Annotated in this window: 13 protein-coding genes; 2 read left to right on the top strand and 11 right to left on the bottom strand. The window is 40.5% G+C overall.

The genetic code is table 11. The features are described 5' to 3' along the window. Positions 1 to 10: 10 nt before the first annotated feature. The 10 genes from hisS to FY048_RS10995 form a co-directional block, all read right to left on the bottom strand. Complete coding sequence (hisS, locus tag FY048_RS11040; protein WP_016139296.1) at positions 11 to 1303, bottom strand: histidine--tRNA ligase; 1293 nt, start codon at positions 1301 to 1303, stop codon at positions 11 to 13. Further along, a complete protein-coding gene (gene ispG, locus FY048_RS11035) occupies positions 1300 to 2415 on the bottom strand; it encodes a flavodoxin-dependent (E)-4-hydroxy-3-methylbut-2-enyl-diphosphate synthase (protein WP_199965884.1) in 1116 nt (371 codons plus the stop codon). Before ispG ends, hisS begins: the two co-directional genes overlap by 4 nt. 21 nt (positions 2416 to 2436) lie before the next feature. Then, positions 2437 to 3228 (bottom strand): helix-turn-helix domain-containing protein, encoded by a 792-nt coding sequence (locus FY048_RS11030; protein ID WP_446091137.1) that lies wholly within the window; start codon positions 3226 to 3228, stop codon positions 2437 to 2439. Beyond that, positions 3219 to 4016 carry a type IV pilus biogenesis/stability protein PilW gene (gene pilW, locus FY048_RS11025; protein WP_446091136.1) on the bottom strand — a complete coding sequence of 266 codons (798 nt, stop codon included), beginning with the start codon at positions 4014 to 4016 and terminating at the stop codon, positions 3219 to 3221. The genes FY048_RS11030 and pilW overlap by 10 nt, the downstream gene beginning before the upstream one ends. A gap of 14 nt (positions 4017 to 4030) precedes the next feature. Beyond that, positions 4031 to 5266, bottom strand: coding sequence for a 23S rRNA (adenine(2503)-C(2))-methyltransferase RlmN (rlmN, locus tag FY048_RS11020; protein ID WP_016139300.1), 1236 nt, complete (start codon positions 5264 to 5266; stop codon positions 4031 to 4033). Between the two features lie 123 nt (positions 5267 to 5389). Continuing rightward, positions 5390 to 5821 carry a nucleoside-diphosphate kinase gene (ndk, locus tag FY048_RS11015; RefSeq protein ID WP_003654870.1) on the bottom strand — a complete coding sequence of 144 codons (432 nt, stop codon included), beginning with the start codon at positions 5819 to 5821 and terminating at the stop codon, positions 5390 to 5392. Positions 5822 to 5934: 113 nt separating this feature from the next. Continuing rightward, positions 5935 to 6135 carry a Fe-S cluster assembly protein IscX gene (iscX, locus tag FY048_RS11010; protein ID WP_003654869.1) on the bottom strand — a complete coding sequence of 67 codons (201 nt, stop codon included), beginning with the start codon at positions 6133 to 6135 and terminating at the stop codon, positions 5935 to 5937. Positions 6136 to 6234: 99 nt separating this feature from the next. Next, the gene (locus FY048_RS11005; protein WP_446091135.1) at positions 6235 to 6786 is read right to left on the bottom strand and encodes a phosphatase PAP2 family protein; all 552 of its coding nucleotides are present in this window, start codon (positions 6784 to 6786) and stop codon (positions 6235 to 6237) included. 24 nt (positions 6787 to 6810) lie between these two features. Next, the gene (locus FY048_RS11000) at positions 6811 to 8100 is read right to left on the bottom strand and encodes a glycosyltransferase family 4 protein (RefSeq protein WP_446091186.1); all 1290 of its coding nucleotides are present in this window, start codon (positions 8098 to 8100) and stop codon (positions 6811 to 6813) included. A 137-nt stretch (positions 8101 to 8237) separates the two neighbouring features. Continuing rightward, positions 8238 to 10421, bottom strand: coding sequence for a carboxy terminal-processing peptidase (locus tag FY048_RS10995; RefSeq protein WP_446091134.1), 2184 nt, complete (start codon positions 10419 to 10421; stop codon positions 8238 to 8240). A gap of 192 nt (positions 10422 to 10613) precedes the next feature. Between FY048_RS10995 and nagZ the strand changes: the two genes are divergently transcribed. After that, positions 10614 to 11633: a beta-N-acetylhexosaminidase gene (gene nagZ, locus FY048_RS10990; protein ID WP_446091133.1), complete on the top strand. Its 1020-nt coding sequence runs from the start codon at positions 10614 to 10616 to the stop codon at positions 11631 to 11633. An 80-nt stretch (positions 11634 to 11713) separates the two neighbouring features. Then, a complete protein-coding gene (locus tag FY048_RS10985; RefSeq protein WP_446091132.1) occupies positions 11714 to 12556 on the top strand; it encodes a class I SAM-dependent methyltransferase in 843 nt (280 codons plus the stop codon). A gap of 55 nt (positions 12557 to 12611) precedes the next feature. On the opposite strand, the gene FY048_RS10980 is transcribed toward FY048_RS10985, so the two are convergent. Further along, the gene (locus FY048_RS10980; protein ID WP_446091131.1) at positions 12612 to 13925 is read right to left on the bottom strand and encodes an alpha/beta fold hydrolase; all 1314 of its coding nucleotides are present in this window, start codon (positions 13923 to 13925) and stop codon (positions 12612 to 12614) included. Positions 13926 to 14166: the final 241 nt, after the last annotated feature.

Below are 14166 nucleotides of genomic sequence, written 5' to 3'. Positions count from 1 at the left end.
ATGTTTCAGTTTATTTTGTAAATTTTTGGATTAAAAATGGTACGAGGTCAGCAATTGCGACTTGTGACTGCTCAGCTGTTGCTAACTCTTTAATAGCAAGCTGCTGCGCTTCCCACTCTCGTTCCCCTAAAATCAAAGCAAAGATTGCTCCAGCCTGATCAGCTTTTTTCATCTGGCTTTTCATGCTGCCTTGCGAACCTGTTTTGATTCGAATACTGCTATTTGCAGCTTCTAACTGGTCACGTAATTGTTCTGCCAAAATCAAAGCGTTCGTTTGATAAGCAGGTTCTGCAACCAAAAAGACTTCACAATCACGAATAACTTCGGCCTGTTCAACCTGCTCAAGCAGAAGCAATAAACGCTCCATACCCATTGCAAAACCGACAGCTGGTACTGATTGATCTGGCTTACCTTTTAACTGGCCAACTAAACCGTCATAACGTCCACCAGCACATACTGTACCTTGTGAACCAAGTGCTGTAGTTGTCCATTCAAAAACAGTCTTATTGTAATAGTCCAGACCGCGTACCAACTTCTGGTTAATTACAAACTGGATACCAGCAGCAGTCAAATAATCTTGTAACTGCTTAAAATGATCCAAACTATCTTCTTTTAAGAAATCGTGCAATTTCGGCGCATTTTCCAGAATTTTCTGGGTAGATTCAGTTTTAGAATCTAAAATACGTAACGGGTTTGTCGTTAAACGACGCTGAGAATCCTCATCCAACGCATCTTTATGTTCATTTAAGAACGCAACCAATGCATTGCGGTATTCAGCACGTTCATCTGCCTCACCTAAAGTATTCAACTCAAGTTGAACCTTATCAGCAACACCCATACGTTTCCATAAGCGTGCAGTCAACAAAATCAATTCGGCATCAATATCAGGTGTTGCTACGCCAAAAGTTTCCACACCAAACTGGTGAAACTGACGATAACGGCCTTTTTGTGGCTTTTCATAACGGAACATAGGTCCCATATACCACACACGCGGTGTAGCACCGCGCAACAAATTATGTTCAAGCATAGCGCGAACACAACCAGCTGTACCTTCTGGACGTAAGGTTAACGACTCAGGTGGATTGCCTTTGTCAAAAAAGGTATACATTTCTTTTTCAACAATATCAGTGGCATCACCAATAGTACGTTTAAACAATCCCGTTTGTTCAATAATCGGCAAACGAATTTGTTGATAACCATAAGCATCCATTAACGATGCTAAATATTTCTCGAGACGTCTCCACGCTACTGTTTGCGTTGGCAAGACGTCATTAAAACCTTTGATTGCGACTATTGAACTCATGATGAACTACGAATAATTTCTTTAGATTTAGCTTCTTCAAGCTCTTGGACACGTTGACGAACCATTGTTTCGATTTCATCAACCAATTGATCGGTATCGATTAAATGGCTTTTCTCACCATTACGATAAACCAATGAGCGAGGCGCGGCCCCAACAACCCCGATATCAGCTTCTTTTGCTTCACCCGGGCCATTTACCTTACAACCAATCACAGACACATCCATTGGAGTACGAATATCTTCTAAACGTTCTTCCAAAGCTTGCATCACTTGAATAACATTAAATTCTTGGCGCGAACAACTCGGACAAGCAATAAAGTTAATTCCGTTAGAACGAAGCCCCAATGATTTTAAGATATCAAAACCTATCTTGATTTCATCTTCTGGTTCGGCAGCAAGCGAAATACGCATCGTATCGCCAATACCTTCCATCAATAATCCGCCAAGGGCAATCGCTGATTTCACAGTACCAGTACGGTAAATACCCGCTTCAGTAACACCAAGATGTAATGGATTATCGATTTGTTTTGAAAGTAAACGGTAAGCATCCATTGTTAAAAACACATTAGATGCTTTTACACTGACTTTAAATTCATGGAAATTGAGTCGATCTAAAATATCAATATGGCGTAACGCTGACTCAAGCAGCGCCTCACCTGTAGGTTCGCCATATTTCTTTTGTAAATCTTTTTCTAGAGAACCGCCATTAACGCCAATACGCATTGAAATGCCATGATGACGTGCTGCAGCAACGACTTCACGAACTTTCTGATCTGACCCGATATTCCCCGGATTAATACGTAAACAGTCTGCACCATAATCTGCAACTGCCAAGGCAATTCTATGGTCAAAATGAATATCGGCAACTAATGGTACTGAAACGCGCTTACGAATGGCGCCAAATGCCTCAGCAGCTTCCATAGATGGGACCGAAACACGCATAATATCAGCACCTGCATCAACGCAACGCTCAATCTGAGCAACAGTTGCATCAACATCGCAAGTTTCAGTGTTTGTCATACTTTGCACACTAATAGGTGCATCGCCACCGACATACACCGACCCAACACGGATTTTACGTGTTGGTCGACGTTTAATTGGGTTCTCTATCATTGTATCGCTCAACTCATGGTATTAGCGGGATAAACGGAATTCAGCTTTACCGTTTACCGTATATGGAGACAATGAAATCTGTTCTTGGTTTAAACTTAATGACACAGCAGTTGCATCATCAAGACGAATCTGGAATGGAGACTCACCATTTAGGTTTAAAGTTGATGACTGACGACCTGTCGCCAAAACTTTACCTGTTGCATCAACAATATGAACAGAAGTTGGTCGGTTAAAGTTTAACACCAATTGATCACCCACTGTTGAGGTGGCATTTCCTTTCATAGGTAAAACTTCAACATTAGATTGATTTGCTTTAGGTAAATCAGCATCTTCTTTCTTTGAAGTCCATTTTTGAATACCCATGACAATCAATGACACAACAGCAATAACCACGATTGCAAGAAGTGCACGCTTCAACCATTTCTTATTACGGTCACTATTAGAACCAGGGAGTTTCCCCATGATTTTAATTGGTGAATTATTTAAGGCATGGTTTGGTAAAAGCCCAGTATCATTTGCATAAATCTCATCGAAGCGCTGAATAATTGCCGTCGCATCTGTTTTTAGATATTTTGCATATGAACGGTAATAACCCTTGATAAAAGTCGCTTCTGGCAATGACTTGTAATCATCTTGCTCTAAAGCTGTTAGAGTTTTGACTGGCATGTTTAAATCTGAAGAAACTTGCCCTAACTCTTTATTCTGAGCCACTCGAATTTGACGTAAATACTCACCAGGACGTTGAATATTTCCTAAAGCAGAAGTCGGTAAGCTTGAGCCAGTTGGCTGCTGTGAATTAGGATTTATTTCCATACGGCCTCAGTACTATACTGTAATTGCAAATAACGTTGATATTCTGGACTTTCCGGGAACAAAGCACGTAACTGGTTTACTAAGACTTGCATTCCCATTTTATCCGCATTGGCTCGAGCCACTCTTACACCAATCCAAAGTGCTCTTGCACCCTGATTTTTCTGCCCCACTGTATGAACATATTGCTCATACATTTGTGTAGCAGCCGGAATCTGCTGCTGCAAATAAAAAATTTCCGCTAACTCTAACATTGAAATATAAGAGTCGCGGTTAGCAAGGAGTGATTGTTTGAATGTTTTTTCAGCATTCGCAACATCACCCAATTTTAAATAAATACGCCCCAGATTTTCTAATGCCTGATAGCGTTGGTCATAACCTAATGTTGTACCAGCAATGCGAAATTGCTCGATCGCATCATTATAGCGTTCCATTTGGTATAAATAAGTACCATAGTTATTATGTGCTTGAGCATTATCTGGTTCAGATGAAATTGCTCGTTTAAAATAATGTTCTGCTTTTTCTAAGTTCGGCTTACTACCCTCTTGCTGTAGTAAAATACCCATCATCATATTTGCCGTTGCGTCACGGCTATCTACACTTAAAGCTTGATCAAGCGCTCGCTTTGCCGAATCCAAGTCACCCGAACGGATATGTTCAGCAGCAAGTTGTGTACGTACTTTTACCGCTTTTTCTGGGTCTTTTTTTTGCAGATGCGTTGTCTGGCAACCACTTACCAAAAGTGCAACTGCAACCCCCATTAATACCGTTTTTAACTTTGGAGTACTCAAAGCCTGCCCTCAATTTATCCTTGTGTACGCAAAATCTCTTGACGCTGTGTGACTTTTTTCTGCCACTGTTCAGCACGACGAGTTCTATCAGCCACTTGACCGACTAACTGTCCACATGCAGCATCAATATCATCACCACGTGTTTGACGAATCGTACACACAAATCCAGCATCAGACAAAGTTTTTTGGAACGAGATAATTCGATTTCGGCTTGAGCGACCATATGGTGCATGCGGGAACGGATTAAATGGAATTAAATTAATTTTACTTGGTAGGTTCTTTAACAATTTAATCATTTGCTGTGCATGTTCAGGATGATCATTCACACCCTCTAACATCACATATTCAATAGTCACATGTTTACGCGAACTTTCATTACCATCTTTGGCAATATAACGCTGACATGCAGCAATTAACTGAGCCAATGGATATTTCTTATTAATTGGCACTAATTCGTTACGTAATTCATCGTTTGGCGCATGTAAAGAAATTGCTAAAGCAACATCAATGTCTTTTGCAAGTTGATCAATTTTTGGAACAACACCTGACGTTGATAAAGTCACACGGCGCTTAGACATGCCATAGGCGAAGTCATCAAGCATAATTCGCATTGAGCTTAATACAGCATCATAGTTGAGCAATGGCTCACCCATACCCATCATCACGACATTGGTCACTGAACGCTCGCGCTCGGCAACTGGCACTTCTTCCATATAAGAATAGTTTGCCATCCAGAGTTGTCCAATGATTTCATCGGGTGTTAAATCACGTTGGAAACCTTGTTTGCCTGTTGAACAAAATGAACAGTCCAATGCACAACCGACTTGTGACGAAATACACAAAGTTTTGCGCAAGCCTGTTTTATCTTCAGCCGGAATTAATACAGTTTCAACCAAAGAACCTGCACCATCGCCAACACGAAAAACCCACTTACGTGTACCGTCTTTTGAATAGTGTCGGTGAACAACTTCAGGAGCCTTAACTTCACAAATCTGTTCAAGCTTCGCACGTAATTTGCCTGAAATATTGGTCATTTCAGCAAAATCAGTAATGAAGTATTGATGTATCCATTTCATGACCTGTCCGGCACGAAACTTTTTCTCGCCAATATCTTCAAAGAATTTTTCTAATTCAGGACGAGACATGCCGAGTAAATTCACTTTATTTTCGGCAGCAGGCATTGCCAGCGTGGACGAAGATTGCTGCTGTCCATCAAGATTTTCAGATGAAACGACCTCTGCAGAACTCATGTGTATTTACCTAAACCATGTCAAAAAACTGAAGATATTGTTCAAGAATCAAACAATATTCTCTTGAGAGAATAAAAAAACCAGATAAGTAGTATACCACTTATCTGGTTTGAATGCTTTCGATTAACGAGTGCGTGGGCAGATCTCGTTGTCAGCAAAGAAGTAAGCAATTTCACGCTCTGCAGAAGCAACTGAGTCAGAACCGTGAGCAGCATTTTCGTCGATGCTTACAGCGAAGTCAGCACGGATAGTACCAGGAGCTGCTTCTTTAGGGTTTGTAGCGCCTAAGATTTCACGGTGTGCAAGAACTGCATTTTCGCCTTCAAGTACAGATACTACAACTGGCCCAGAAGTCATGAATGCAACTAAGTCACCAAAGAAACCACGTTCTTTATGCTCAGCATAGAAACCTTCAGCATCAGCTTGAGAAAGGTGTTTCATTTTAGTCGCAACAATTTTTAAACCCGCTTTTTCAAAACGAGCAAAAATATCACCGATGTGGTTTTTAGACACTGCATCAGGTTTTACGATAGACAAAGTACGTTCAATAGCCATGAGTGGCTCCTTTATTTTAAGATTTAAACTTTAAAAAATTTGCCGCATTATACCGATGTCATAGGCAATAATCAGCTTTGAATGTGTAAAAGTTGCGATTATTTCTACTGTTTTTAGCGAACTTCGTCTATCCAGGCCATTTGAATCCCTTCTAGCAATCCTTCTGTCGATTTATTTGGGTCATCATTGAAGTCTGGTAAAGCACATACCCATGCATGTAAATCGGTAAAACGAATCCATTGCGGATCAACTTCTGGATGTGCTTCTGACAATTCAATGGCAATATCAATCGTATCTGTCCAACGCAAGCCCATAGCGGCTCCTATCTGTTTAATCTGCTAAATCAAGAACTGTGTACTTTAGCAAATCCACAAACCTAATCGATAGCTTAAGCTGATAAAAATTACCGATGCTTATAAAGCGATGTTCAAGAACGGAGCCATAAAGATAATCATACTCGCGACCGCCGCACCGATGAGTGCACCGACAATCACATCACTTGGATAGTGAAGACCAAGCACCATACGAGACAATGCCACAAGCACCATGAAAGGAAACATCGCCGCAAGCAGAGCGGGCTGGATATAACCCAACACAATTGTCACCATCACGGCATGAAGCGTGTGACCCGATGGAAAGCTGAAATGATCGAGTGGTCTTTCACCGAGCACAATCACCTGATGCACTTGATAAGGCCGAGGTCGTGTTGTTTTATGTTTTAAGAATTTATAAATTGCTGTACCAATAGAACCACCTAATAACAAGTAGATGATTTGCAAGCTATAGGTGATGCCTTGCATGCCCCACACGATTGCCAGCATTAGATACCAAAATGGACCGTCACCCACACGACTGATGATTTTGAAGAAAAGGGCAACACGCTGTGAGTGAGAGAAATTATTAAGATATAAACAGCCTCTTAAATCTAAATCGAGTATTTTTATTTTTGCATTCTTAAATTTCATGGTCATTCTCCTATTTTAGGATACTTAGGTGAAGTCCACCGAGGGCTCCTTCACTACCTGATAAAATGCCTGCTCCAATTGCTGAACCGGAAGTTGCCAACCGCTTTGCTGTACTTTCTGACAGGCTTGTACGCCCATTTCTCTAAGTTGTTGTAATGAAGGAAGCTGATAAATTTGTTGTATAAAGTGGCTTTTTTGTCCAAGTGGGCTTAACCAGCCATTCACACCATGGGTTAAATATTGATGTGCACATGCATAATCATACGCGATAACTGGCAAACCGCTTGCCATCGCCTCTAAAACTACGTTACCAAACGTTTCAACTTGACTCGCAAATACGAATAGATCGGCACTCGCATAGGCAGCTGCCAAATCTTGACCCCTCAAACTTCCAGTAAAGATAACACCCTTCGCTTCAGGTAATGATTTTAACCGAGCAAAATCTGGGCCATCTCCCACAATAACCAATTTAGTTTTATGTGGCTGAACAGTTTGTAAGTTGGCATAACTTTCAATGAGTACTTGCACTTCTTTTTCTGGCGACAAACGCCCGACATAAAGCATAACGCGAGTATTCTCATCGGCATCCCATTGTTTTCGTAAATTCTCAGAGCGATGCTTTGGTGAAAATCTCGTTGTGTCTACGCCGCGCCCAACAACAACCAACGGGCAAGTAATACCGAAACCACGTAATGCTTCTTGTGTATCTTTACTTGGCACACAGGTCACCTGAGTATTGTTATGAAACCAGCACAGGTATTTTTGAATCGGTTTGACTAAAAAAGCCAAATCGAAGAATCGGCTAAAATCTTGAAATGGTGAATGAAAGCCGCTAGAAATTGGAATAGCTTTTGCCTTGGCAGCTTGCATGGCAGTTAAACCTAATGGCCCTTCAGTCACAATGTGAACGACATCTGGCACAAACTTTTCAAAAGCTTTCGATACTTTTAAATATTGTGGCCAACCAAACTGCAAAGTCGGATATTTCGGAATAGCCTGCGACATCACCAGACATTCTTGCTCTGGCGTAAATTCATGGCATTTTGCTTTTTGTTCTGGGCGAATCAGTAAAATCTTATGCCCCAGTTTTTGCAAACCTTGGCATAGTTGTAATAATGAAAGTGCCACACCATTGATTTCGGGTGGCCAAGTTTCAGTAACAATCGCAATCTTTAAACGTGGGCGTACCAAATCATGCAATGAATGCGCATTGGATAGCTGCTGCTTTTGTTTAAAAAAGAATTGGAAGCTTTCAGGAAGTTGCTGTTCTTTTAATAGTGCTGTCGCGTATGAGCTTTGCATAGCGCCATCCATCAATGTATTTATTTTCATGCTTAAAGATTAAGCAGTTTTTTTGACATTTTGATGATGAATGCATGACAGTTTACTGACATGAAAAATAAAAAAAGCACACTGATAACAGCATGCTTTTTCTTAAGACTTACTAATACTTAACGATTTTGCAATTTTGCATAATCCATAAGTACATTTGCAGCTTCTGTCACAAAAGTTTCTTCTTCTGGCAACGCAGGACGTTGTGATGCTTTCATTTTAGCGCGAGATTCAGCTAGAGCATCTAATGAAGCTTGATAGCTTTCCCAATTTGCAAAAGGCTTTTGACCACTTGCTGCACGGCGTTCATTTTCTGCATCTAAAGTCTGTTTCTCTAGACCAAGTAATTCTGCACGGCGTTTATCAATATCAAGTACCACTTGTTTCTGGTCACTCGTAACCTTGGCAATCGCAGTACGTTTATTTAGATATTTAAACTGAGCATCATTGCTAACACGTTGTTCAGAGAACTGAGACAACTTTGTGACATAAGGTTGAACAGAACCTTCACGTTTAAATGGTGCAGTAGGAATTGTGTCCCACTTCAATGCATTCTTCGATTTACGCTCACCAAACTCTTCGTTATAGATATCGACGAGTTTAATGTCTGGCACTACACCTTTATTTTGTGTACTACCACCCGTAATACGGTAGAACTTACGCTGAGTTAGAGTCGCTTGACCATATGCAAGAGTGTCAAGTTGTACCTGAGCTGTACCCTTACCGGTCGTTGTGCTACCGATAATAATACCGCGCTCATAGTCTTGAATTGCAGCAGAGTAAATTTCACTTGCAGATGCAGATGCTAAGTTCACCATTACAGCAAGGGGGCCAGTGTAAATTTGTTGACCACCGTCGTTGTCTTCAAAAACACTTACGTTTCCATTGCCATCGCGAATTTGTACCACTGGGCCAGACTTAATCACTTGACCGAGCATACGTGCAACTTCTTCTAATGAACCACCTGGGTCATTACGCAAGTCAATAATAATACCTTCTACTTTTTTCGCTTTTAACGCTTCAAAAGCATTTGCAGTATCTTCAGAAACTGAACGGTATTGTTGGCCTGCACGACGTGAACGATAGTCAAAATAGAATGATGGAATTTCAATGACACCTAACAGATGCTTTTTACCATCACGATTAACTTCAACTGTACGTGAACGAACACCAGCATCTTCTTCTTGAATCACATCACGTACTAAGGTCACATTACGTGCTTGACTCATTGATGCGCCAGCACCAAGAAGTTTTAACGTGACTTTGGTTCCGCGCTTACCACGAATGAGTCCAACAATTTCAGAACTTGTCCAACCAACCACATCAATCATTTTCTCGCCTTCTTGGGCGACGCCAACGATTCGATCGCCTGATTTCACTTGGCCAGACTTACTTGCAGGACCACCTTCTACAATGGTTTCAATCTTGGTGTAATCTTCATTACCACGCTCTGGACGAATCGACACACCAATACCTTCTAGTTGCAAGGTCGTTTGGCGATTCAATTCGATCGCATCAATTGGCGGGTAATAGTTACTGTGTGGATCATAGGTCGCCAACATGGCATTTAATGTTTTGTCCAACACATCATCGCTTTTCACACGACTAATTCTTTCAAGCTGACGCGTATAACGTTTAGTTAAGGTCTGAGCTGGTGTTAAATCTTCTGGGCCAGTTAAGTCTTGACCATCAGCAAGTGAAGGATTTTCTTTAAGCGCTTTTTGTTTCGCCTGCTCTTCTTCACGGCTAATCGTTAAGTTGATTAACTGCGAAACCAACATTTTGCGCCAATGATTTTGTTGATCAGCCGCAGTTTTAAAATACGGTGCTTTTTCACGATCAACTTCAATATAGCTATTTGGCTGTTTTAAATTTTGCTGCTGCTTCAACTCAGTCAACATGAACTCATAAAATTGTTTTAATCGCTCACGATATTGCTGATGAATTGCAAACGGTCCAGTTAAATTCCCCGCTTTTAATGAAGCACCAAAATTTGAACCATATAGTTTTTTATAATTTTGAACTTCAGCGTCTAAAAATAGTGAGTGATCCGGATCAAGACTATCTAAATACATATCGAGAATACGATTTGATGTCGTCGCATCCAGACGCATATTCAAATAATGTTGGCGATCAACTAAAGTTGCCAGTTGGCGAGCCACCAAAGCCTGTTCTTGCGTTGGCTGGATCGATTGAGAAACTACAGCAGTATTCGTTGCTGCTCTCGCTTCATTCATCGTATGAGAGAAGAATAAACCGCCAGTCGCGATCGCTACTGCACAAGCTATAGTTTGAAGTTTCATAAATTTTTAATACTTCCTTGGGTATTCCTATCTTACACGCTCTGTTTTCGATATGAACTAAGCAGATTCAAAATCTTAACCAACTAAATTGTTTATACCGTGTAGTTTTATCATATTCTGTACTGACAAAATGTAGCAAAACATTGCAAAATTCGCTTATTGTTTTTCAATCAAAATTCAAATGGAACCAATATGATTGGCGCATTGATGCTGGACATCGCCGGCACAGAACTTACTCAAGAAGATATTGAACTATTACGCGCTCCGCAAGTCGGTGGCATGATTTTATTTGCACGAAATATTGAATCTCCACAACAAGTCCGTGCATTAACGGACCATATGCGTCAAATTCGTCCAGATATTTTAATTGCTGTCGACCAAGAAGGTGGTCGAGTTCAGCGCCTAAGATCAGGTTTTACCTTATTACCGGCCATGGGCCGTTTCGGTGAACTCTATATTACCCAACCTCAAAAAGCACTTGAACTGGCTGAACAGTGTGGCTGGCTTATGGCAACTGAAGTCCTTGCTGTCGGTATCGATTTTAGTTTTGCACCCGTTTTAGACCTCAATGCAATTAGTGATGTGATTGGTGATCGTGGCTTCTCTAAAAATATTGAAGACATCGCACCACTTGCTGGCGCGTTTATGCAAGGTATGAAAAAAGCTGGAATGGCAAACACGGGCAAACACTTCCCGGGTCACGGTTCAGTGAAAGCGGATTCACATGTTGCAGCTGCAATCGATAGCCGCAGCTATGACGAAATTTATAACCATGACATGCAAAGCTTCATTAAGCTCATGCCACAGCTTGATGCACTCATGCCTGCACATGTGATTTATGATCAGATCGACCCAAATCCAGCAGGTTTTTCACCGTTCTGGATTCAAGAAGTTCTACGCAACCGTTTGAAGTTTGATGGTGTACTTTTCTCTGATGACTTAACTATGCAAGCCGCGTGTGTAGCAGGTGGTGCAGATGCACGTATTCAAGCAGCTCTGGCAGCTGGTTGTGATATGGGACTTGTGTGTAACGATCGTAGTGCAGCGTGTACAGCACTCGAAGGTATTTCGAACTTAGAACTACCAAATCAAGAACGTTTAGAACGCATGCGTGGTCAAATTCCACAAATTCAGATTGGTGAGACCTTATCGCTTGGAAATGAGTGGCAAGCTGTCAAAACAGCCATTGAAGAGTTTAAAAATTCGATCTAAATTGAGTTAAACGTATATTTGACTGATGGTCTCGATCATCAGTCAAACCACACAAAAACAATAAATCGAGCTCAGGACGAATGACACAACAACTTTCAAAACACCGCCACATCTCTTTTACAGCTCACTATACAGGCTATATCTGGTATCAAATGGGGATCTCTCATGAAGCACTTACTACAACCAAAGGCAAATCACTAGCGTATTTGGTTCATCCGATAGAATCTTGGGCAGAGAAATATGTGGGCGGTAGCATGCGCACTACGCTCAAACAACGCCACACCATGCTTGATCACCATTTAGAACAACTCATTCAAGAAAGTCCTGATTTACAAGTTCTAGAAATAGCATGTGGGTTATCTCCACGCGGCTGGTGGTTTAGACAGCATTACCCTTCGATTACCTATCGGGAGCTTGATCTACCCGGTATGGCGCAAACTAAACAAAATGCATTACAACAAATTGAAAAAAATGCACCTGAAATTTTATCGGTTGATTTATTTACAGAAGCTTTTGCACAGGCATTTGAAGTATTTGACCCAAACCGCCCATTGGTTGTGATTAGTGAAGGTTTAATTAATTATTTTGATAAAGATTTATTAAAACAACTGATTCAATCGATTGCTCACTATGGCGCTTCTTTTAAAAAGTTTCATTATTTAACTGACCTCTACCCTGAACCAGTTAAAAACAAACTTGCCAGTATTATCTGGAACAGCAGTAAATTATTGAAATTAATGTCTCGAAGCTCGTTTAGTTTTCACTTCAAAAGTCCCAAAGAAGTTGAAGAATTTTTTAAAGATACAGAGTTCGATCAAGTTAGCGTGGAACAACCACAAATTTTCTTTGGACAAGCTTCTCAAGATCGTCACGAGCAACATTTAGGTGATTTAGTCTGGACTATTCACGCGCAAATAAAATGACAAATATAAAAAATGGAAGCTCGAAATAAACGAGCTTCCATCTATAACAATACTATTAAGCTGCTTGTTTTTGACGAGCAATAAAACGGCTTAAACGATCAGCAAGTTCGAAGCTACCATGTTTGAATAAAGCTCGAATACCTTGCTCTGTACTCTCAAAAATTAAGCATTCAATTGCAAAAGTACCTTCTTCATCTTCTAAATGTAGTGCCAAATCACGTGGATGATCGTGCACAAAATTAAGCTGCAAAACATCATCCATTTTTAAATACATACCGAAGAAAGTAACATCAACAATCTGTACAGATACCTGTATATCAGACTCTCGATGAGTAAGTTGAGTTTTTGGCTGCAAAACTCGAACTCGCTCTTCTCCACGGCGTTCCATGTTTTGCATTTGTTCACGTGTCATAGGAATAATGCCATCCAAATTTTGGATAGATTCACCTTTTAAAAATGAAGTGAACAAACTCATGGTTTCTTTACGGCGCTGCAATTGAGGTACATGATCTGCGTTTGCAATAAGGGCAAATTCCATATCTGGGCATTGCAAAGCAAAGTTCGCATTTTCATGAGGCAGAGTAAAGCTATCATACTGCCCTGCTGCAACCAACGTTTTACACTCTGGAATGGGTACATCAGTTAAACGTAAAAGACGATTACAGTTAATTTCATAACGTTCTCGCTCTGTGCCCGTAAATTCAGCCATTTGCCTAAAAAATAATTTCTTGGCTGTTGGTGACATGCGGGTTTTATCTAATTTTGCATGATTAACTAAATATAAAATTACAGCTTGTCCAAACTCTTCCATGCGGTTTTCTTGCATGAGCTTGAGCGACTCTTCCAGAATCATTCGCCAACTTTTTCGTGTCTTTTGCATAACACCCATCAAAATCATGCGATCCATTAATTCTGGACGATGATAAGCGAAGCAAGATGCGATTACTGATCCCAAAGACATTCCCATCACAGAAACTTTTTGTAGTCCAACAATATCTAACCAGCGTCCCAACATTTTAGACAAATCAGGTAGCTCTAAAGTACCCGCAGATACTCCTGTGTCCCGATTAGTAATTTGCTGATTTGCGCCCATAGAAGGTAAATCAATTAAAATAACCGGACCGCTTTCAAATAATTGTTCAACACAATATTTATAAGAATTAAAATTCTGGAAAGCACCGCCCACAATCACAATTGGCGTATTGTGAATCGTTTTTGGATCGGCAATCGCCATATATTCAATTTTCCAGCCGTCAATCCATGTTGTCCGAGCAGGTTGTTTAAAACTATCTCTATGGTAGATATCGAAAAAGCCAAAACCGGCATAAGCTTGGTTGATCTCCGAATCCATTTGAATAATGGAATTCATATCCTTGCTTCCTCCTTGCTGTAATTTTTTTATGCTGCAAGAGTTCCTTCTTGAACACGTAACCTTTTATGCACAAAACTTTAAAATTTGTATTAGTTTGTATTGCACAATAACATTCTAAACAATTGTGTGAAATATACGCAATCGCTCAAATGACCGCTCATCTTGTTTAAGTCGCTAATAGTTTGCAAAATATTTAAATGTTTTTTTATGGCGGTCACATTTTTCAAAAAAAGCCATT

The organism is Acinetobacter sp. 1124_18A (assembly GCF_052824995.1).
This window is presented reverse-complemented; position numbering and strand designations above follow the sequence as displayed.

Excerpts from the sequence above, each read along its gene's own strand:
- hisS (WP_016139296.1), bottom strand. The coding sequence starts at position 1,303 with ATGAGTTCAATAGTCGCAATCAAAGGTTTTAATGACGTCTTGCCAACG.
- ispG (WP_199965884.1), bottom strand. The coding sequence starts at position 2,415 with ATGATAGAGAACCCAATTAAACGTCGACCAACACGTAAAATCCGTGTT.
- FY048_RS11030 (WP_446091137.1), bottom strand. The coding sequence starts at position 3,228 with ATGGAAATAAATCCTAATTCACAGCAGCCAACTGGCTCAAGCTTACCG.
- rlmN (WP_016139300.1), bottom strand. The coding sequence starts at position 5,266 with ATGAGTTCTGCAGAGGTCGTTTCATCTGAAAATCTTGATGGACAGCAG.
- ndk (WP_003654870.1), bottom strand. The coding sequence starts at position 5,821 with ATGGCTATTGAACGTACTTTGTCTATCGTAAAACCTGATGCAGTGTCT.
- iscX (WP_003654869.1), bottom strand. The coding sequence starts at position 6,135 with ATGGGCTTGCGTTGGACAGATACGATTGATATTGCCATTGAATTGTCA.
- FY048_RS11005 (WP_446091135.1), bottom strand. The coding sequence starts at position 6,786 with ATGAAATTTAAGAATGCAAAAATAAAAATACTCGATTTAGATTTAAGA.
- FY048_RS11000 (WP_446091186.1), bottom strand. The coding sequence starts at position 8,100 with ATGGATGGCGCTATGCAAAGCTCATACGCGACAGCACTATTAAAAGAA.
- FY048_RS10995 (WP_446091134.1), bottom strand. The coding sequence starts at position 10,421 with ATGAAACTTCAAACTATAGCTTGTGCAGTAGCGATCGCGACTGGCGGT.
- nagZ (WP_446091133.1), top strand. The coding sequence starts at position 10,614 with ATGATTGGCGCATTGATGCTGGACATCGCCGGCACAGAACTTACTCAA.
- FY048_RS10985 (WP_446091132.1), top strand. The coding sequence starts at position 11,714 with ATGACACAACAACTTTCAAAACACCGCCACATCTCTTTTACAGCTCAC.
- FY048_RS10980 (WP_446091131.1), bottom strand. The coding sequence starts at position 13,925 with ATGAATTCCATTATTCAAATGGATTCGGAGATCAACCAAGCTTATGCC.